The organism is Zunongwangia sp., assembly GCF_048269745.1.
GTDB lineage: Bacteria > Bacteroidota > Bacteroidia > Flavobacteriales > Flavobacteriaceae > Zunongwangia.
Map to the genome: position 1 here is coordinate 144,434 of NZ_JBLXIB010000004.1, position 22,485 is coordinate 166,918.

The window sequence follows — 22,485 nt, forward strand, 5'->3', positions numbered from 1 at the left end:
CTATTTAAATTCAAAATTAGCTTTTTTAAGGTCTACAGAATTACCGCCAATCATCACCTCGAAATCACCAGGTTCAGCTTCCCATTCTTTATTAATAGTAAAATATGTGATCATTTCTTTATCGATTGTGAAATTCACCACTTTACTTTCGCCCGGTTTTAATGAAATTTTCTCAAAGGCTTTGAGTTCTAGATTTGGTCGTGTAATGCTTCCCACTAGATCATGTAAATACAGCTGAACAATTTCTTCTCCTAGCATATTACCCGTATTTTTCACTGAAATTGAAGCTTCTATTTTTCCGCCTTCTGAAAAAGAATCGGAACTTAGCTTGATATCACCATATTCAAATTCGGTAAAACCGAGTCCAAATCCAAATGGATACAATGCTTCCCTTGGTGAATCGGTATAATGTGAATAGGTAACCTGTGCACCACCATCTGGCCTACCGGTACTTTTCTCATTATAATATAATGGCTCCATTCCTGAATTCTGCGGGAAAGATACCGGCAATTTCCCGGAAGGATTATACTTTCCAAAAAGAACCTCGCCAACTGCATTACCATGCTGTGAACCTAAAAACCAGGATTCTACAATAGCTGGAATATTTTCAGAACTCCAACTTAAATCCATCGGGCGACCATTCATTAATACCATGACCACATTTTTGTTAGCTTTTTGAACCGTTTCAATCAAATCGTCCTGCAATCCGGCAAAACCAATATTGGTCTGGCTACGACCTTCCCCGGTTTGATAAGCATCTTCACCAACCACCAAAACCACTAAATCTGCCTGTTTGGCTAATTTTTCAGCTTCAGCTAAACCACTTTTATCATCTTTATTAAATGTCATAGGGTTTAAAAACGATCGATCTCCGGTTGAAAGTTTTGCCCCTTCAGCATAAGTTACCTTCACCCCTTTTGGTGCATGATTTCTAATTCCTTCTAAGACTGAAACTGCCGAATTTTCTACCGCATGTGCTCTCCAGTTTCCTAAAGGCGAATCTTTATCGTTAGCCAATGGTCCAATAACAGCGATATTTTTAATTGAATTTTGAATTGGTAAAATATCACCTTCGTTCTTTAAAAGAACGATCGATTTTCTACCTGCTTCTAAAGCCACCTGCTGATTAGCTTCAGAATATAATTCAGATTTCTCGAAGGCTTCATCACAATATTTATAAGGATCATCAAAAAGCCCTAATCTAAATTTTATACGAAGAATACGTTTTACGGAATCATCTATCAAAGCTTCATCAACTATTCCTTCTTCAACCAATTCTTTTAAAGACGACTCATAAGCGCCGCCTTCCATATCCATATCACTCCCGCCTTTTACAGCTAATGCCGCAGCTGCTTTTTTATCTTTTGCAACACCATGCGGAATAAGTTCAGTTATCGATCCCCAATCTGAAACCACAAAACCATCCCAGTCCCACTCACCTTTCAGTAAATCTCTTTGTAAATACGTGCTTGCAGTAGCGGGAACTCCGTCAATTTCGTTGAAAGAATTCATAAAAGTTGCCACTCCCGCATCTGCAGCCGCTTTAAACGGAGGCAAAATGGTATTGTTTAATTCATAAATACCAATATTTACCGTATTATAATCTCTACCACCTTCAGCAAAACCATAACCTGCAAAATGCTTGGCACAGGCAGCAATAGTTTTAGAATCTGCAAGATCGTCTCCCTGAAAGCCTTTAATTCTGGCTACTGCTATTTTAGAGTTTAGATAAGGATCTTCACCCGCACCTTCCATAATTCGCCCCCAGCGTGCGTCACGAGAAATATCCATCATTGGTGCAAAGGTCCAATGAACACCAGCCGCTGCAGTTTCTCTACCGGCAACTCTTGCCGTTTTTTCCATGAGTTCTAAATCCCAACTGGCACTTTCACCAAGTGGAACAGGAAACATAGTTTGATAACCATGAATTACATCATAACCAAAAATCAAAGGAATTTTAAGTCGGCTATTTTCCATCACCAGCTTTTGTGCTTCACGCGTATGTTTTACAGAAGTCACATTAAGCATAGAACCTACAAGTCCTTTTTTAAGGTTTTCGAGTTTCTTCTCGTTATCAGTTCCAGTCGCGGGGCCCGTAACATCCCAGCTTCCGTTATATTGTACCATCTGCCCGATTTTCTCTTCAAGTGTCATTAAAGCTAAAACCGAATCTATTTTCTGCTCGATATCTCTAGGATCCTGATCACTTTTCTTAAATACAGGCTTTTTATAGGTAGAGAATGCCAGCAAACCTAGCGACAGAAATACTCCAATTATTGCTACTCTTTTTTTCATATCCGAAAATTAAAAAGGGGCTACGAGGAAGAACAGCTTAACCTCCAGGCAACCCCTATTTTATTAAATAATAATATAATATTACGTGTTATGATTTATTGATAAACCTTCACATAATCTACTTCCATCGTATCCTGACTAAAATTAGGGTCTATCTCTCCTCCTAAGTTACCACCCATGGCAACATTTAGAATTAAGAAAAACTTTTGATTAAACGGTGTATCTTCACTGTTTTCATATTCATGAAATACTACGTTATCTACAGCAAAAAGAATATGATCTGCTGTCCATTCTAAAGTATAGGTATGGAACTCTGAGTCTATATTATCAACTTGAGTACCTTTAGAAATTCCTTCGCCTCCAGAATTCCCTGGTAAATGTAGAGTTCCTAACACATGGCCAAGGTTATTACCTACATGTTCCATAATATCAATTTCTCCAGAAGCAGGCCAGTTTACCTCGGCAAAATTTGATCCTAACATCCAGATCGCAGGCCAAGTACCAGCAGCACCAGGTAGTTTAGCTCTTACTTCTACTCTACCATATTCATACTCTTGCTTATCCATCGTAGTAATTCGAGCAGAAGAATAGTCGAATCCATTAGTGCTTTCTGCAATGGCATTTATTTTTAAAGTACCGTCATTTACAACCACATTTTCCTCTTCGTAATACTGTTTTTCGTTATTTCCCCATCCGTTATCGCCATTACCAGTTTCAAAATTCCAGCTATCGGTATCTAAAGAACTTCCATCGAATTCTTCTTCCCAAACAAGATTTTCGAATTCAGTTTTAAGCTCTTTTCCTTCTGCAGAATTATTTCCGCCACCGGCTCCACCTTCAGGATCTGTAGTAAATTTTAAATACCAGGCTTGAGCAGGATCTCCAGTAGATTGCGTTCTAACCTGCATATAATCTTCAGTAATTTCCAAAATTTCATAGGTACTATTCCCTACATAATAACTTAAGAAACCTCCGTCAGCAATCATTAGTTGCGTACCCGTAGTTTCATCTTCCGAATAAATAGTTGGTGCTGCAGACAGACTTACATTTTTAACCCCAGAAGTATCATAGCCAAAACATTCATCCCCGGTTCCGTTGGTACCACCTGCAACACTCAGGAAGTTGGTATTAAAGAATGTAGCTCCATTATTATCCAGTTCGTATAAAATATTGCCATTTTCATCAAGACTGAACGTCATACTATCATCATAGAAACATCCATCTTTCTTCTCAAAAGGAGAAGCGTTATACCAATCAGAGGTTTTAGACTCAATTGGACCAAGGGCTAAATGTGAAGGCATCGCTGCGGCGACATACCAGGTTTTTGAATCGTCTCCTGTAAGCAAAGATTTAGTTTCAGGATCATCAAACTCGCTATACACGGTAACCATAATTGTTTCTGAAGTTGTCGCACCACCTCTACCGGTAGCAAGCACTGTTACCACATAATCGTTTATTCCAGTTTTGGTGAACGTATGAATAGTGTCTCCATCTGTAATATTAGCAGAGGTATTATCACCAAATGTAAATTTATAGTTCATGGCATTTTCTGCTTGTGCACTAAAAGAAACCTTCCCACTACCATCGCCATTCGGATTTTCTTCATCTACATTCATTACCGTAGCTTCCAGAGTAAGATTTGAAGGCGCCACGACTTCTCCAAAGTCGTGATCGTCATCTTGGCAGCTTTGTAAAAAGCTACCAAGAATGATCATCAATCCTAATATATATTTAAAATTCTTCATTTTTTTAGTCATTTTTAATTTGAATATCATCAAAGTAGAACGTACCACCTTCTGTGTTTCCGAAGTCATAAAAAACAACCACAGTATCATACCCGGCATTAGGATCAAAGGCACCAAAACTTGTAAGATCAAAACTTAGTTCTTCCCACTCGCTGGCAACCGTAGTTGATTGTTGAACTTCTGCTATAACTGATGGATTTCCATTAGCATCTGGTTCTGACTTAGAATTTTCTAATTTCAATAGAATCGTTGCTCCTGTTTTAGGTGACCAAGTTTTCATAGAGATTGTTGTCCCCTGGCTAAAGTCTATCGCGCCACTCAAAAGTTGTGAAACACCTGCCCAGTCCTTAGCACCATCATTCTTTACAAGCTCAGTTACATTTGTACTTGTGTTAATTCCTGAAACATCCGGATTTTCAATAACCGAAGCGTTAGCTTCTCCAAATCCAGACCAGCTGTAATCTACTAAGGCAGATTCGAAAGTTAACGGAAGTTTTGGAGCTGTCGTTGGCTGATCGCTCACATAAGAAAGATCATCATAATAATAATCCAGTCCTTTCCCGGCATTACCAGCATCCATAAACAAAACAGCACGCTTCCAATTTTGCGAAGCATCTGCGCCGCTAAAATCAAAAGTAAGGGTTTGCCAGGTATTAGCTTCTGTTACCGTAGCACTTGCTTCGGTAGCTGTCTCTCCATCATTTGGATCTTCAAATTTTAAAGTAATAGGAATATTAGCTTCGGGAGACCATATTTTTAAACTTAACTGGTCATCTTCTGTAAAATCTACAGCATTATCTAAATCGAAGTATGAGCCGGCCCAAATATCTGAATCTGCTATTTTATTAACCTTAACTACATTTTCACTAGGGTTTCCATCACTCATATCTGGATTAGCCACTAAAACAGTAGGTGCCCCATTAAACTCTGTAAACTGATATGCATTTGCATTACCTTCAAAAGTTACCGGTAATTCGACAATTGTAGGATTTGCTAATCTGATATTATCAAAATAATATGTGTTGTCGTCACCAGAGGTATTGTAATCAAAAAACAATGCAATAACACTATAAGTTTGAGAAGGATCTATATCTGAAAGATCAAAAATCAAAGTTTCCCACTCATTTTCTTTAGTGGTAATAGCTTCAAACTGCGTAAAAATATCGGAGTTATCAGCATTCTCTACTTTAAATAATACGGGTATACCAGCTTTTGGAGAATACACATCTACCGCTATAAAAGTTGTACTATTAAAATCGATATTCTCATTTAAAGTAGCTGAAGTTCCTGCCCAAGTTTCAGAACCTGATGGTTTGGTATACGAAGCCACTGTTGTGCTTTCATTCACTTCATTAGTTGCCGGATTGGCTACCAAAGTAGTCGTTGCTGCACCTCCACCAAAGTTATAGAACGTGTAATCTACAGTCTGTGATTCGAAATTGATTGGTAATAATAACGGATCTACGATAGTAACTTCTTCAGAATATTCTGTAGTTTCAGCTCCTCCACTTAATGCAATTACCCTAATTGTGTAATCTCCAATATTACCATATTCATATTCGGCAGTCTCACTTTCCATAATAAGCGTTGGCTGCTCATCTGTATTTTCTCCAAAATAAACTTCGTAACCAGCAGCATTTTCTGCAGTTGCGGTAACGCTTATCTTAAAAGGATTCGACGAATCTTTAGTGATCGTTACTTCTAAATTTTCTGGAGCGAGGAAGGAAACATTTAAAGATTGCGAAGCTTCAGAAACCTCTCCATTTAAATTGATCGCATAAATGGTTACATCATACTGTCCTTCAGCATAAGTATGTTCTATATGATCACCTGAAGCAAATTCCTCAGAAACTTCACTGCCGTCTCCAAAATCTACACTAAACATATTTGCTCCATTTGCTGAAGGAAATATGCTTACATCACCAGAATTGTCTTGTTTTACCGTAAACTGAGCAGAAATATCTGATGGTATTGCAATGTCTACACTTTCTAAACTATCATCATCTTCACAAGAGATAACAAAAAGAATAGAAAAGCATGCTATTATTGATTTAATATAATTCTTCATAATCTATATTTTAATAACCAGCGTTTTGATCCCAGTTACCCTGAGCGAATTGTATTTCTTCTAATGGAATAGGGAACACTTCATTTTTACCCGTAGTAAATCCATCGATAACCTGTGCAGCCCTACCTGTTCTTACCAAATCAAAGAATCGATGTCCTTCTCCTATCATTTCAGACCTTCTATCCATATAAATCTGTTCGGTAAGATTTGCACCGCTATCATCTACGGGTGCTAAACCAGCGCGATCCCTAACCATATTTAAATAAGCTCTCGCCTGGCTATTATCAATACCTCCACGATTTAATGCTTCTGCTGCCATTAGCAATACATCTGCATATCGAATCGCTCTATAATTATTTGGTTGTGTTAAATTGGCATCACCAAGATTATCGTTTTGTCTCGGTAAATATTTACGGTTGTAATAACCAGTATGCCCTGTAACCTCATCCTGATTTCCAATATTATAAGAAGCACCGGTTTCTGTTACCCATGCTTCAATATCTAAAACGCTTATACCTTGCCTTAAGTCTCCATCTTCAAAAGAATTATAAGCTTCTTCAGTTGGTAGGTTAAAACCGTAACCCGATTCAAAAACAGGACCAGCATAACCTCTAACTCCACTAAAACCAACCATTACATTACCTTCACTACATTGCAAGCATTCAAACCCTGCACCTTGAGTACCAGTATACTGAATTTCAAAAACCGATTCTGCACTATTCTCTGCCGTATACTCAAAAAGGTTTTCATATTCTTCGTCACCCTGAGTTCCGTATAAATGGTACTTACCAGAGTTGATTACCTTTTGAAGTTCGGTTGCAGCTTCAGAAAATTTATCTTGGTATAAATAAACTTTACCCAATAATGCTTGTGCAGCACCTTTAGTAACACGTCCAACTTCAGGAGCATTTTCAGCTAAATTGGCTTCAGCATACTGCAAATCTTCTTCAATAAATGCATAAACATCAGCTTTTGATGCTCTTGGAATCGTTTGTGCTTCACCTAATGTAAATCTGCCTTCTGGTTTAATAGGAATGGGTCCAAAAAATTTCAATAATTCGAAATTGAAATAAGCTCTTAAAAAGTGTGCTTCAGCTAATAACTGAGATTTACCTTCAAAATCAATTTTATCGGCATTTTCTAACACAAAACTTGCACGATACACTCCCGCAAAATTCCAATCCCAAATATCATCAAGATTATCGTTTACTGGGTTATGTTGCATACGATCTACCTGTTGCCAGCCAATCACATCTGTTGCACTTTCCCCACCAGCATGAGCGTTATCTGATGCTATTTCACCTAATATTACATTCACATAGGTACTCTGTAAAATATCATAAGTACCAATTAATGCATTGTAATAATCATCTTCTGCAGTGAAGTAAGAATCAGAGTTTATTCCATATGGTGGATCTACTTCTACATAATCGTCCCCGCAAGAAGTAACTCCCAACGAAGCGGCAATTGCTGCCAAAATTATATTTCTTTTGATATTTATCTTCATCATCATTTTTTTAAAATTCAAGATTTACACCTAACATATACGTTCTTGGTAATGGATAGAAACCTATATCGATACCTCCACCAATTGGGTCACCTGTTGATGCAGTTGGATCGTAACCAGAATATTCGGTAAACGTATACACATTATCTACTTTACCATAAATCCTGAACTTATCTATAGATGCTTTTTTTGTAAATTCAGATGGAATAGTATATCCAAGGCTCACGGTTTGAATTCTTAAAAATGAACCATCCTCGATAAAGAAATCTGAGAACACCTTGTTAGCAGTAGCTGCTGTAGTCACTCTTGGCACCGTGTTACTTGTTCCTGGACCCGTCCAACGATCTAGCACATAACTCATTTTGTTTACATTAGGCTGATCTCTTTCGTAGTTGCGAACAATATCGTTCCCTAGGTTAGAAAACATATAGGTTGCGAAATCGAAATTCTTAAAATTAAATCCGAAATTAAATCCTAAGGTTACTTTTGGAATTGGGTTACCAAGGTCGGTACGATCTTTATTATCTATAACTCCATCTCCATTAAGATCTTTATATCTAATATCTCCAGGCCTGGCTTCTGCCCCTAATGCTAATTGCGATGGATGTGCATCTACTTCAGCCTGAGTTTGGAAAATTCCATCGGTTTGATACCCATAGAAATATCCAATTGGCTTTCCTTCTTCCATTCTGGAGATTAAAGGCTGTCCTACACCAAAATTCCCTCCTTCAATAAACTCGGTTCCGATTACCTCAGTTACCTCATTTTTTAGAGTACTTATATTAAATGAAGCATTTAAAGAGAAATCATCGCTAAAACTATTATTATAACTTAAGGCAAACTCCCAACCTGTATTTCTAACAGATCCCGCGTTGATTGTAGGACTGCCGGAACCAGGTGCCCCCACTCCGTAAATTCCTGATACTGGAATAGTTGTTAATAATAAGTTATCGCGATTATTAATGAAATAATCTACCGTAAACTCAAATTTACTACTTAAGAAATTAGCATCTAAACCAACATCGAACTTCTTAGCTTCTTCCCATTGTAAATTTGGATTTGCTAACTGCCCTAAAGCACGACCATTCACTAATAATTGTTCTTGCCCCAGCACGTAAGTTGCTTCACCATCTAACAAAGCTAAATAGCCAAAGTCCTCAATCTGATCGTTACCTAAAACTCCGTAACTACCACGTAGTTTTAAGAAATTAAGAAAACCATCTTCATTAAAGAAATTTTCTTCTGAAATTACCCAACCTGCAGTTGCTGATGGGAAATAAGCTAGACGATTATTTGGCCCAAATTTGGTGGAACTGTCACGACGTAACATCGCAGATAATAAGTACTTATCTTTAAAAGCATATTGAATCCTTCCAAAATAAGATAACCTTCTTATTTTATAAACATATGATGAATTCGTTTGTTCTTCTCCTGCACCGTTCGCACTGTTTAAATCTGCAAATTTCCAGCTATTAGCCTGTACCCCGGTTCTAGAGCCATAAAGACCTTCTCCTTTTGTTTCGTAGGCAGTCATACCTAGCAGAAAAGTAACATCATGTGATTCTCCAAAAGTATTCTCGTAGGTATTGAACAAATCAAACGTATAATCGTTATCATTAATTTTACCTAAGGTTACCGAGCTGTTTGAGTTGGTATAAATTTTACCAGTACCGTAATTAAATTCTGGCGTAAATTCTCGATTTTTAGTATTGCTAGTATTAAAACCGATACGTCCCTTTAGATTTAGGTTTCTAGCATAATCTAAACTTGCCTGCACCGTACCACTTAAGCGATTAGTAATATACTTATTGTAAGTATTATCCAATTGGGTTAATGGGTTTACAACCTCGTTACCAAGATTTATTTGTCCATCAAGATTGCTAACTGAAGGATCTATAGTTGGTGCAATGTTAGCTGCGTTGAATAAAACAGAACCTAAACTAAAGCTATTCACGGTACTGCTCTCAGTACTATTATAAAATAATTTAGTTTGAATGTTAAGCTTATCGGTAAGATCGGCATTTAAAGTAATTTTTGCCGTACTACGTTCAAATTTCGATTTTTCAGGAGAAATGATCCCTTCCTGTTTTAAATTTGAAGCACCAATAGAATACGTGATCTTTTCTTCTCCACCTACTATCGAAAGGTTATGACTTGTTACTAACGCTTCCTGAAACACCTCATCCTGCCAATCTGTTCCGGCTCCAAGATTGTTAATATTAGAAAAAGGTAATGGCTGCCCGGCATTGGCATAACTTTCATTTAAGATAAGCGCATATTCAGTAGCATTTAATACTGGTAATTTTCTGGTAGTTTCTTGAATACCTGTATAACCATCATAAGAAATTTTTGTTTTCTGATTTTTCTTACCTGATTTAGTGGTAACCAAAATTACACCATTTGCACCAATAGTCCCATAAATTGCAGCTTGTGCATCTTTAAGAACGGTAATATTTTCAATATCCTGAGGATTAATACTATTTAAGCCTCCTTCGTACTGAAAACCATCTAGAATAATAAGAGGCTTATTTTCTCCATTAGTAGAAACTCCACGAATCCTAATATTTGATTCTGCACCTGGCGAACCGCCTGTTGGCGTTACATTAATACCAGAAGTTGTTCCCTGGAGAGCCTGTGCTGCATTTACTGGTTTTAAATTATCAATGGTTTTTGCCCCAATGTTAGAAACCGCCCCAGTAATGTCTCGCTTTCTTTGTTCCCCATATCCTATCACTAAAACTTCGTCTAGTGATTCCGAATCCACTACCAAACTTACATCTAAGTTTTTTTGATTTGTAATAGTTATTTCTTTTTTGGCAAAACCAACATAAGAGAATACAAGTATGTCTCCATTGCCTACATCAGAAATGGTATAATTACCATCAAAATCGGTTGTTGCACCGTTTGTAGTTCCTTTCACAAAAACGTTAACTCCAGGTAATGGCATTTGGGTTTCATTATCTGAAACTATACCTGAAACCGAAAACGTTTGAGCATGTATACCCAAAGAAAGCATACAAAATAAAATAAGTAATAGTGCTCTATTCATTTGTTAATTATTTTGTTTAGTAAGCAAATTAGCTATAAGAAGAAGGTTTTACCTAATTTATCACCCTTACAAAAAGTATACAAGACATAAAAATGTTGAAAAAATTGAGAATTCATTAAAAAAACTCTGTGAAAATGGCCTTTTAAATAGATTCTTAAACATAAAATTAAATCATAGAAAATCAAGAGAATACAAGAATGTTGAGGTTATGTTGAGGCAAATTCTACACTTGTAAAGGAATTAAAATTCTAAGATGTATTCTACCAACCCTTCTCCATGTGTCAAATCCATCTTTTTACGCAAACGATATCGTTTTATTTCAACACTCCTAACCGATATGTTTAAAAGTGGTGCTATTTCTTTAGAGGATAAATTGAGTCTTAAATACGCACAAAGCTTTAGATCATTAGATGTTAGGTTAGGATGTTTGGCTTTTACTGCTTGTAGAAAATTTTTATCAGCATTATCAAAAGCTTCCTTGAAAAGATTCCAATTATCTTCTTGGTTGATATTATTGTTTATTGTTGTTAATACCTTTTTTATATCTGATAATTTAGATACTGTAGAAAGTTCATTTTTAATTGCTATAAGCATCTCATTCTTTTTAATAATACTCATAGTAGAAGCAGCTAATTCTCTATTTTTAGCAGACATATCTTGCTCTAACCTTTGATTTTTCAGAGTAATAATCTCTTGCTGAGATTCTAATTGTTGAATTTCAGCTTTTTTCTGTTCCTCTCTCAACAATTTATTCTGATGCTTTTTATAATAAATAGAATAAAAATGATTGGTCAAAATTAATATGCATGTCAGTAATAAAAAATAAAAAATAAAAGCCAAATTTGATAAATACCAAGGTCTTTCTATACTAAAAGAAAAACTTGCTTTAGATATATCATTATTATAATTGCGTGCCTTTACTTGAAATTCATATTCTCCAAATGGCAAATTTTCAAAAGATGTTTTGTTGGAAGTAAAAAATGGAGACCACTCATTTGAAAAACCTTTAAGCCTATAACTATACTTAATTGCCTTCAATTTACTATAAACCGGTATACTAAAGTAAAAATTGATAAAATTATAATCGTTTTTAAATTCTAAAAATTCTGCACCTTTCAAAGGTATTGATGCAAACTCTTTTTCCTTCTTTGCTATTTCAACCCTATTTATAGTTACAACACGCTGTTTTTTAGTTTTAACAGGCAATTTTATCGTTGTATACCCCTGATTACTTCCGATTAAATATTGATTATCTCTGATTTTTGAAACATTCTCAAAACCATTAGGAATACTTCTTAATTCAGCTGGAAAAGGAATAAATTTTAAATTAATTTTTTTCTGAAACATGTCATAAGATGTAAACACTAATTTATCGCCTGAAAATGACCAAAATGTGCCATCTGGAGTTACAGTCGGAATACCCGATCGGGAATCACCAAAAAGTAGATTTAATTTATTTTTACTAGAAAAAGATTTCTGTTCTGGTAAAAACTTATATATAGCTGCCTCTGTTGCATAATAAATTTCATTTTGAAATTTAAAAACGCTAAGCCTAGATTTGTTTTTATAGTCTACTTTAAAATTTTTGACATCAATTATATTCAAACTTTTTGGGTCTAAACTAATTTTAAATATTCCTTTATGATCATGCCCCACCCAAATTTCATTTTTTATACTATCTACAACCATATTTCTAGAAGAAAGTTCAAATCCTTCTAAAACATTAACAGCTGAAGACTCTTTATCGTTAAAATAGCTAATACTATTATAATGCCCTTGTAAAAAACCATTTTGATACGCCTTTAATTGCCAAGTACCGGAACCATTAAAAATTTGTTTTAATTGATTACCTTTCAATCTAAAAGTTCCCCGATCGTGTCCAATAAATAATTTATCGCCAAATTTATGTAAGCTCCATACCTGTCCGCTTGTTCCTTCAACAAGTTCAAAATCTTTATTATTCTTATCAACTTTATAAAGCCCCTGATTGGTACCTAGATATAAATTATTATCATAATCGGCACTGCAATATACTGTGCCAATTTCACCCATAAAATCTTTAAAAATCGAAAATGGACTAGCTATTTCAACTAAACTAACGCCATGATCTAGACCACACCAAATATTTTCATCTTGGTCTTCATAAATATCTAATACTGTATTATTTAATATATCTGGCTGAAGTATATGCTGAATTTCTCCTGAAGAAAGGTCAAGAAAATATAATCCCTCGCCTATACTCCCCAAAACTAATTTATCTGTTTGTGCAAGTGTTGCAGTAAAAAAGCTAGTAGTAAGCGGATAACCATTTACCGAAATAGATTTCCACTGTTTATCCGTAATATCAAACAAACCATTATCCCGGGTAACGGCAATATCTCTATTTTTATTTCTGAATATATAAACGATGGATTTTGTTCCAATCTGTTGCTTTGAAATTTCTTGATTAATTTGATTATTTTCAATTGAAAACAATCCTTTTTCAGCTACTTGAAAATAAAGCTTATGGGCAACTTTAAATAAATTAGATATCGTATTTTCAGCAGGAATTGTAATAACATCACCTGTTTTTTTATGATAACTAAAAAGTCGATGCAAACTCTGAAAAATAATATAATCGTCTAACTCTTCTATATGCCAAAATTGCTCTCCATCTAGAATTTCAGTATTCAATTCTGCCTTTAAAGAAGTGTATTTAAGTGTGCCATCTGAATCATTATTCCAAAACCCGAAGTCCATATAAGAACCCGTAAAAATTAAACTATCAATTACCTTTACAGATCGCATTGCATTGGCATCGGGCATTTCGTAAAGTCTCCATTGCTCACCATTATAAGTAAGCAAGCCAGAATTATTAGCTACATATAGTTGCTGATTTTTATCTTGATCTATCATCCAATTTTGATGACCTGCATGGTAGGTTTCAGCATCAAAATTAGTTATTGGAGGAAGCTCCTGTGAAGATAAGGAAAGGGAATAAAGAACAAAAAATAGAAAAATCCAACGCATTTGCAATTGTTATTTTCATAAATATATCAAATAAATACTAATTTACAGTCAATCAAATTAGTATAGATAATTAACCTAATTTTTTTGATTATAAGATAGAAACTCGAATGAAATTCAACTATATCCAATATAAGTTGATAATTAACAACAAACTATCACTTATATACACATGTTGTTTTAATGAATTTGTCAACCAAAATCTAAGCAATTAGAGCTTCTTTAATACCATGATTTTATGCATTATGGATTTATAAATAATTAAGAATTCTCTTTACGATGCGCCTTAAAGGCTTGTAATTCTTCTTTAAGCTCTTCCATAGATTGTTGTAATTGCTGAAAAAGTCCACTTTGTGAAGGATTATCTAAATTGAAGGTTAGCTTACTATTTACTTGCCACAACTCTTGAATATCGGTTACTTTAACTTCTATCGGGAGATATTCTTCATTAAAAGAAAGTAATAATATTTTTGAAGGATCAGGTAGTTTTTGAACTTTTTTGATTAAAACCGAGTCGTACATAACAACCACATAAACTCTGTTATTAGTAACATCTTGCATACTACCAATCCCTTTTGCCATAACCCAGTCTCCGGGGCTGTAATTTGGTAACATACTATCTCCTTCAACCTGAAAACCTCTGTAACTAGCATTTCTAAATTCTGGTAGTGGTAAATTAAAGCCCGGTAATTGATTATACCATTCTACATCCTGAACATTGTGAGGATATCCCGCAGCAGCTTTCTGGTTTACCATCAAAATATTTTCAGAATCTTCTTCCGGATTTAAGGTAATTACTTTTGGCATTACATCAGCATGGCCAACTTTTAAATACTTTTGCCCACTTTCACCAAAAACCCATAGTGGATTTATATTAAACTGGCTTAGCAATTCAGCAACTATCTTACCAGATAATTTAGTTCGCCCCCTTTCGATATCCGCAGTAGAGTTTTTTATTCCTAAAATTTTCGCAAATTCTGCCTGTGTAAGGTTATTTTCTTCCCTTACTTCTTTAAAATGTTTAATTTCGATAGACGGCGCTGCCATAATTTTATTTTTAGGAATATATCCATGCAAAATGCATATTTCACGGAAAAAATCCAAATTAAATGTATAAAATATATCGTAAGTTTTTAATCATTTTCATATTTTTTATCAACCTATCAACACTACAGGCTCAATTACCGGATGGCTTTGTATATCTTAAAAATTACATTCCTGATATTGTAACTGAATTACGATATGCTAGCACTAATAACTTTACCGGAAAACCGGTTCCTGGATATGAAGAAGAAATTGTTATTACTACTCGCCAAGCAGCTGAAGCATTACAAAAAATTCAAAATGAATTAGAAGAAAAAGGGTTCTGCCTTAAAATTTTTGATGCATACCGGCCGCAACAAGCAGTAACCAGTTTTATAGAATGGTCTAGAAAACCAGGTGACACGCTAAAAAAACAAGAATTTTATCCTCAAAAAAAGAAGCGCAATTTATTTAATTTGGGTTTTATAGCTACTAAAAGCGGACATTCTCGCGGCAGTACGTTCGATCTAACTTTAGTAAATGCCAATACTCTTGAAGAAGTAGATATGGGTGGCTCATTTGACTTTTTTGGAGCTATTTCTCATCATAATTATCCTGAATTGACAAAAGAGCAAATATCAAACCGGAAACTTTTGAAATCTGTAATGATAAAATATGGTTTTAGGCCCTATTATAAAGAATGGTGGCATTATACATTACGTAACGAACCTTTTCCAGATACCTATTTCGACTTTAAAGTGCAATAACTTGTGCAGAATCTAGGTTATCATTTTATAGTATTCCTATTTAAAATATATTTATATATAGAACATTTTAGATATTTCATTTTAACACTATTAATAGAAAATAAACAGTAATTAACTATTTTTTTAAGAAATTACATATTGATTTAATGCTTAAATAACTTATTTTTGTAAATAACCTAATACAAATCTAGCACATCATGAAATCAATCAAATCTTTAAAGACGGAAAAAAAGTTGCAAAGAATAAAAGATCATTTTGATTTAAGCAAATTAGATCTTCAAATTTTAGATAAACTTTTAGATTACGAAATTTACAGTATTTGCTGTACTACCGATGGAGGTTTTGACCGGGTGACTGGAGAATTTTATTGCGAAGAACGTATGATTAATTATAAAATTAAAATCATATACCGAGATAATAAGAAACCAAGTAAAGCTAAACATGTATTATTAAAACCTGAGATGGCAGATACTGTTTACTACCGCCATTCTCAAAAAAACATTTTGAATTTACAAAAAGCTAGTTAATAGGTTAACTTCGAGAATATAAATAAAAAAGCCCGGTAAAAACCGAGCTTTTTTATTTTGTATATCTTTATTATGTAATGATTCTATTTTACAACTTTAAAATAAGGCTCGAAGCTATCATTACTTGTCCAACTTAATTTATTGTTATAATAAATTTTATCCTGAATGATATATCTGTCTCCTTTTAAGAATTCACTTTTAATGGTATCTATTTCTTTTTGATTCCATTGTATAAGCGTTAATGGTGTTTCATCTTCAGAAGAATGATTTTGTAATATGCGAACTCTATATTTATCCCCTCTTTGGAATACAATTATATTTTTTTTAGGCTGCCCATCATCATCCATTTCTTCATCAGCTTCGTAAGCCTTACCATTCTCTACATAATACAGTTTAATATCTTCGGCATTTAATGCATTTTCCGTCTTCGGATTTAATAAATCCTGTCCTTTACTATTTTCAACACTAACCTCTACTGCTACATCTAGATTAAATGTCCCATCTCCAGGTCTTTCTTGACTACATCCAATAGCTAAAAAGGCTCCAACAATTCCTAAAAATATTTTTGACTTCATAACTTATTTTTTGAATTTATTTATATCAGTTTACTCTTGTTAAATTTAACATAAATAAAGCTTCAAAAAACATATTTTTTCGACAAAATACATTTTTAATACACTTTAACCCATTTTTGTAGTATTTAACCTACAAAAAACTAAGATGTATGCACTTTGTCGAAAAAAATTGAAAGAATATTCTTTCAATTTTTCTATAAAAAGCATAAAAAAGTCGCTAAAAAGCACTTTTAAATGCTTTTAAACGTAAATTTTAGCGTTTTAATCGTAAAAAATATATTGCATTTCATCGATTATTGATAGAAATATTCAATAGAGATATAGGTAATAAACAGAGGAATTGATAAGAAAATAGTGGTAAAAAAATTAAGGCTTACTCTTTGAATTTGCGATTCAAAAAATAAGCCTTCACAAAAACGAATTTTCCTAAATTCTAAAAATTAGAAAGTACACGAAACTTGCTATCTTTATTTTTTACTTGTTCAATAAATTGTTTCATCTCATCGGTAAGCAATAATTGGTTTTGGAAATTCCAAAAATTCTTCTTTATATCGCTTTCTAATTTTGAAAATATCTTTGTTAGCCGATACATTATGGCGAATTTTATCGGGATTAAACTGTTCATTTTCTAACAGATAATATCGACCCTTATAATTGGAAGTGTCTTGTTGATAGATAACGTCCTGATCAAATTGAATAATTCCTTTTGAAAGTACATATTTATCCTTCTTCTTGCTAAAAAAACTATGAAAAGTAAATAGATTGGTTTTAGAATAGGCATCTCTATTTTCAATAAAAGTTGAATCCATATTGGTTAATTTTAAATACAATTCTTCGATTGCTTTATCCTTTTTATTTACAATATAATAAGCGATATTTTCTTCATTTTCTGAAGGGACAAAGCGTAACTTTTGCCGAGTATCATCAATATTTAGAATTTCAGTTTCAGTGGAATCACTTTTAGCGATTACTCGCGATAAAAAATTAAAAACTTCTTCCAAATCAAATAGTATGAATTCTAAATCTTGTTTTCGAATTTCAGCTTTCCGAACATGCTGTATATTAACTTTATAATTTTTCTTTGGACGAGTATTCGTTTCAAGATCTCCAAAAAGTGATTTTCGACGAATTCTTCCACTTAAATCGACAAGTTTTGTAATACTATCGTTTCTTTTAATTATTCCCCGCAAAAAAAAGTTAGAATTATAAGGAGTGGTTGGACAGTTTTGGGGCAATCGATCGGTTATTTGTTAATAAAGCGTTTTATCGGCTAACCGGACTGTGGCTAAATTCTCTACAGAAGCAGTTAAAAACAATGTATCTAATTGAAAATCTGAAATTTTATAGGATATTTTTTGATATCCTAATCTATGAAATGAAACAGAATCTTTCAGCGTGGTAAATTCAAATCTTCCGTCGCCATTGGTAGCGGTATATTTTTTTGTATTAAACACATCAACGAACTCTAAGGGTTGATGATTATTTGCATCTGCAATTATAGCTGTTAGGGTATGTTGGCTCCACGTAACAAAATTTGTTAGTACAAAGGAAATCAGAAAAATATAGCGCATAAAAAACCGGAATTCGTTATTAATTAAATATAACGATTCCGGTCTAAAAATTTTATACCATCATGTTAATTATCCAAGACTACCGAATCGGTTTCCGCACCTAAATTTTCTAAAATTTCAACAATTTCATCTGTCATATTAGGTGGTCCGCAAACATAAAAATGTTTATTGAAATCGGTTATTTTCGATTTTAGAAAGTCTTTATCTAAATAAGCCTTAGTATGTTGCGTATCGTCCTGATCGGTTACTACATAGGTAGTATTTAACCCCTGCATGTTATCAAATTCATTTTTAAGAATAATATCTTTATCGGTTTTATTTGAAAATATAAGATGATTGTTATCTAATTTACCTTCTTTTTTTAGTTGTCTAAAAATAGAAATAAATGGAGTTACACCAGCTCCTCCAGCAATAAAATATCCGTCACCTTTATATTGAATAGCTCCGCCTGCCTCGCGAAGTATTAAAGTATCTCCGGCCTTTAATTTTGAGAGTTGTTCGGTAACCCCGTCATGATCGCGATAAATTTTAATTGTAAATTCTAAATCCGTCCAATCGGGTAATGAAGTAAAAGTAAATGGCCTATCTTCATCTTTCCAACCTTCCTTAGCTATAGAGATGTGAGAAGCTTGGCCTGGTTTAAATGTATACCCGTCAGGTTTTTCTACAACAAAACGTTTTACATCCGGGGTAACCTGTTCAATACTCTTAATTGCTACTATATTTTCCATTTTTATTTTTAATGTAGCCAATTATGGAGAAAACAGACTAAGGCTTAACGTTGTTTATTATGCTATTAACTAAATTTTAGCGCTTATTTGAAAGCTTTTCGGTTTTACTAAGGCAATTATATTAAACAAAAAAAGGAGACCTATGTGGTCTCCTTTTTGTAGCACATTATAAAAAGTTAATCTACATTATCGTGTAGAAAAGAATTATTTTTTCTGAAATTTATTTCGTTATTATCGTCTTCGTTTAAACTTGTTCTAGAAATTGATTGCTCTTTTTCTGAATTTTCTTCAAGTTGAATACCTGCTCTTTTGTAAGCCGGTTGCTTTTCAATTTCTTCTATTTGCGAAGCGCTACTTCTAAATTTATAATTAAATTCTTTCATTTTCGCTCTTCGCTCTGCAGCACGTTCAACCACATGTTCTGGAATTGGGTTATTAAACGGATTTTCATCTGTTTCATTTTCCTTTTCCGGAGCTGGCCGTACTGTTTTCTTTTCAAAAGTAATATTCTCATCAGGAAATTCTTTCGGTTTGGATTGCGGCTTAGAATTCTCTAATCGCTTTTCTACTTCCATATAATCGTCCAAACTATATCGCTTAACTTTTCCTTCAGTAGCACGATCTTCCCCCGGCACAATCTCTACCGGTTGATTAACCTCCATTTTTGTTACATCTTGGCTTGATTCTTCATCTTCTAAAGAATGACGCTTTACAACCGTTTCTGGATTACGATTCTCTGAACGAAATGGCTCATTATTCTGTGGTGAGTCTGTTCCGCTTTGAGGGTGAGATTCTTCATCTTTAATAGGAAAATCGAACGTAAACATTACGTCTTCATTTTCATCCTTACCTGTTGGATTTTGCGGCTCTGGATCTTCATTAGTATCATGAATTACAAAATCATTAGGATCTACAGTATCATAAAAAACATCCATATTGTAAGCCGAAGGCGGCGTATACAAATTACGATCTTTTAAATCACTTTCAGAAATTGGTTTTGGTTTTGGAGCTACATTTTCAGTAGGCTCACTTCCAAAATCTAAAGTATGAACTACTTTTTCTTCTTTTTTAGGTTCTTGATCTTTTCTATCGTTAGCAAACGGCAATTCAGTTACTGTTCCAGTATTTCTTTTATTACTGAAATCGTGCTCTGCCTTTTGTTCGTCTTCTAACGTATGTATTATTTTTTTTGTTTCTGTATTGGTTATTTCGTCTTGTTGCTCAGTATTAAAACCTGTTGCAATAATGGTTACAGAAATTGCACCATCAAGCCCTTCATCTTCACCCACACCCATAATAATATTGGCGCTGTGTCCAGCTTCAGCTTGAATATGATCGTTAATTTCTCCTATTTCATCAATAGTAATTTCTTCAGAACCAGAAACAATTAATAACAGTACATTTTTAGCTCCGGTAATTTTATTATCGTTTAATAAAGGTGAATCTAATGCCTTAACAATTGCATCCTGAGCTCTATTTGCTCCAGCTGCACTTGCCGATCCCATAATAGCTGTACCACTATTACTTAATACTGTTTTAGCATCTCGAAGGTCAATATTCTGAGTGTAATGGTGAGTAATTACCTCTGCAATACCTCTAGAAGCTGTTGCTAAAACTTCATCTGCTTTAGAGAATCCTGCTTTAAAACCAAGGTTGCCATATACTTCTCGAAGTTTATTGTTATTAATAACAATAAGTGAATCTACTTGACTTCTTAATTTCTCTACACCTATTTGTGCTTGTTCATTTCGCATTCTACCTTCAAACTGGAAAGGAATGGTTACAATACCCACGGTAAGTATATCCATTTCTTTAGCCTGTTTGGCAATAACCGGTGCTGCCCCTGTACCAGTACCACCCCCCATTCCAGCAGTTATAAATACCATTTTGGTATTTACATCAAGCATGTTTTTAATTTCATCAAAACTTTCTACTGCTGCTTGTTCTCCAATTTGTGGATTAGCTCCTGCTCCCAATCCTTCTGTTAGACTTACACCTAATTGAATTTTGTTAGGAACCGTGCTATTATCTAATGCTTGCGCGTCGGTATTGCAAATCACAAAATCAACCCCCTTGATACCTAACTGGTACATGTGATTAATTGCGTTGCTACCGCCTCCACCTACCCCAATCACCTTGATTACATTAGATTGGTTCTTGGGTAAGTCGAACGATATATTATCGAATTCTGTATTACTCATAAACTCTTTTTTATTGTGCTACTTATTTTTCTTATTCTGCGTTATCTAAAAAATCTTTGAATTTTTCTGCCCAGCGATCAAATATACTTTTTCGCTTATGGTCTTCAGATTGTTCTAAGTTAGGTTCCGGTTCGGTTTGTTCTTCTTCAGAAATTTCTTCAGGTTCTTCATCTACAAATTTTTCTTGAAATTGTTCTTCTGGCTTTTTTTCTGCAGATTTTTGATCTGAAAGCACTACTTCTTCCTGAGATTCTCGCTTCGTATTATCAAGACTATTCATTACTAAACCTACGGCTGTCGCAAAAATGGGACTAGTAGTTTCTTCATCATTACTTCCGGCTAAATGTTCGTTAGGAAAGCCTATTCGAGTATCCATACCTGTAATATATTCTACTAGTTGTTTTAAATGTTTTAGTTTTGCTCCTCCCCCTGTAAGAACTAAACCTCCAATTAATTTCTTCTTTTGTTCTTCGTGTCCGTAATTTTTTATTTCTAAATACACCTGCTCGATAATTTCAACAACTCGTGCATGTATTATTTTAGATAAATTTTTTAACGTAATTTCTTTAGGCTCTCTCCCTCTTAATCCTGGAATGGATACAATCTCGTTATCTTTGTTTTCTCCCGGCCAAGCTGAACCAAACTTTATTTTAAGCAATTCTGCTTGCTTCTCAATTATGGAACATCCTTCTTTAATATCTTCAGTAATAACATTTCCACCAAAAGGAATTACCGCAGTATGCCTAATAATACCATCTTTAAATATTGCCAAATCTGTAGTACCACCACCTATATCTATAAGTGCCACACCGGCTTCTTTTTCTTCTTGACTTAATACTGCATTAGCAGATGCTAGCGGTTCTAGTGTTATCGCTGACAAATCTAGTCCGGCACTTTTTACACAACGACCAATATTACGTATAGAAGAAACCTGACCTACAACTACATGAAAATTGGCTTCTAAACGGCCTCCATACATCCCGATAGGTTCTTTTATTTCTGCTTGCCCATCTACTTTAAATTCTTGTGGAAGGACATGGATAATTTCTTCTCCGGGAAGCATTACTAATTTATGAACCTGATTGCATAATTGATATATATCTTCAGAATCTATTACCTCTTCAGGATTAGCTCTTGTTATATAATCGCTATGTTGTAAGCTTCGAATATGTTGACCGGCAATACCTACCACTACATTTTTTATTTGAAAACCAGAATCGGTTTCAGCTTCCTGGATGGCTTGTTGTATCGACTGGATAGTTTGGGTTATATTATTAACTACTCCACGATGAACACCTAAGCTTTTGGACCTGCCAACGCCTATTATCTCTACCTTTCCATATTCATTACGTTTGCCTATCATGGCAACAATCTTGGTAGTACCTATGTCTAATCCTACTGCAATTTCTTTTTGCTCCAT

Annotated in this window: 15 protein-coding genes; 2 read left to right on the forward strand and 13 right to left on the reverse strand. The window is 34.3% G+C overall.

From position 1 onward, the window contains the following. The 7 genes from bglX to ACN0WI_RS06840 all read right to left on the reverse strand — a co-directional run bounded on the left by bglX (position 1) and on the right by ACN0WI_RS06840 (position 14,717). Positions 1–2,295, reverse strand: coding sequence for a beta-glucosidase BglX (bglX, locus tag ACN0WI_RS06810; protein ID WP_417885908.1), 2,295 nt, complete (start codon positions 2,293–2,295; stop codon positions 1–3). 95 nt (positions 2,296–2,390) lie between these two features. Then, a complete protein-coding gene (locus ACN0WI_RS06815) occupies positions 2,391–4,040 on the reverse strand; it encodes a family 16 glycosylhydrolase (protein ID WP_417885909.1) in 1,650 nt (549 codons plus the stop codon). A gap of 4 nt (positions 4,041–4,044) precedes the next feature. Further along, the gene (locus ACN0WI_RS06820) at positions 4,045–6,108 is read right to left on the reverse strand and encodes a hypothetical protein (protein ID WP_417885910.1); all 2,064 of its coding nucleotides are present in this window, start codon (positions 6,106–6,108) and stop codon (positions 4,045–4,047) included. A gap of 10 nt (positions 6,109–6,118) precedes the next feature. Beyond that, positions 6,119–7,615 carry a RagB/SusD family nutrient uptake outer membrane protein gene (locus tag ACN0WI_RS06825; RefSeq protein WP_417886059.1) on the reverse strand — a complete coding sequence of 499 codons (1,497 nt, stop codon included), beginning with the start codon at positions 7,613–7,615 and terminating at the stop codon, positions 6,119–6,121. 10 nt (positions 7,616–7,625) lie between these two features. Continuing rightward, positions 7,626–10,664 carry a SusC/RagA family TonB-linked outer membrane protein gene (locus ACN0WI_RS06830; RefSeq protein WP_417885911.1) on the reverse strand — a complete coding sequence of 1,013 codons (3,039 nt, stop codon included), beginning with the start codon at positions 10,662–10,664 and terminating at the stop codon, positions 7,626–7,628. Between the two features lie 240 nt (positions 10,665–10,904). Beyond that, a complete protein-coding gene (locus ACN0WI_RS06835) occupies positions 10,905–13,673 on the reverse strand; it encodes a triple tyrosine motif-containing protein (RefSeq protein WP_417885912.1) in 2,769 nt (922 codons plus the stop codon). A 258-nt stretch (positions 13,674–13,931) separates the two neighbouring features. Then, positions 13,932–14,717 carry a LexA family transcriptional regulator gene (locus tag ACN0WI_RS06840; RefSeq protein ID WP_417885913.1) on the reverse strand — a complete coding sequence of 262 codons (786 nt, stop codon included), beginning with the start codon at positions 14,715–14,717 and terminating at the stop codon, positions 13,932–13,934. Positions 14,718–14,779: 62 nt separating this feature from the next. Here ACN0WI_RS06840 and ACN0WI_RS06845 point away from each other — a divergent pair, with 62 nt between their 5' ends. Together ACN0WI_RS06845 and ACN0WI_RS06850 are read left to right on the forward strand one after the other, a co-directional pair. Beyond that, positions 14,780–15,460 carry a M15 family metallopeptidase gene (locus ACN0WI_RS06845; protein ID WP_417885914.1) on the forward strand — a complete coding sequence of 227 codons (681 nt, stop codon included), beginning with the start codon at positions 14,780–14,782 and terminating at the stop codon, positions 15,458–15,460. A 197-nt stretch (positions 15,461–15,657) separates the two neighbouring features. Then, the gene (locus ACN0WI_RS06850) at positions 15,658–15,987 is read left to right on the forward strand and encodes a hypothetical protein (RefSeq protein WP_417885915.1); all 330 of its coding nucleotides are present in this window, start codon (positions 15,658–15,660) and stop codon (positions 15,985–15,987) included. Positions 15,988–16,070: 83 nt separating this feature from the next. On the opposite strand, the gene ACN0WI_RS06855 is transcribed toward ACN0WI_RS06850, so the two are convergent. The 6 genes from ACN0WI_RS06855 to ftsA form a co-directional block, all read right to left on the reverse strand. Then, positions 16,071–16,562: a hypothetical protein gene (locus ACN0WI_RS06855; RefSeq protein WP_417885916.1), complete on the reverse strand. Its 492-nt coding sequence runs from the start codon at positions 16,560–16,562 to the stop codon at positions 16,071–16,073. Between the two features lie 500 nt (positions 16,563–17,062). After that, the gene (locus ACN0WI_RS06860) at positions 17,063–17,752 is read right to left on the reverse strand and encodes a hypothetical protein (protein ID WP_417885917.1); all 690 of its coding nucleotides are present in this window, start codon (positions 17,750–17,752) and stop codon (positions 17,063–17,065) included. Between the two features lie 60 nt (positions 17,753–17,812). Beyond that, positions 17,813–18,133 carry a hypothetical protein gene (locus ACN0WI_RS06865; RefSeq protein ID WP_417885918.1) on the reverse strand — a complete coding sequence of 107 codons (321 nt, stop codon included), beginning with the start codon at positions 18,131–18,133 and terminating at the stop codon, positions 17,813–17,815. Between the two features lie 65 nt (positions 18,134–18,198). Beyond that, complete coding sequence (locus ACN0WI_RS06870; RefSeq protein ID WP_417885919.1) at positions 18,199–18,864, reverse strand: FAD-binding oxidoreductase; 666 nt, start codon at positions 18,862–18,864, stop codon at positions 18,199–18,201. Positions 18,865–19,040: 176 nt separating this feature from the next. After that, positions 19,041–21,065 carry a cell division protein FtsZ gene (ftsZ, locus tag ACN0WI_RS06875; protein ID WP_417885920.1) on the reverse strand — a complete coding sequence of 675 codons (2,025 nt, stop codon included), beginning with the start codon at positions 21,063–21,065 and terminating at the stop codon, positions 19,041–19,043. Positions 21,066–21,096: 31 nt separating this feature from the next. Next, positions 21,097–22,485, reverse strand: coding sequence for a cell division protein FtsA (gene ftsA, locus ACN0WI_RS06880; RefSeq protein WP_417885921.1), 1,389 nt, complete (start codon positions 22,483–22,485; stop codon positions 21,097–21,099).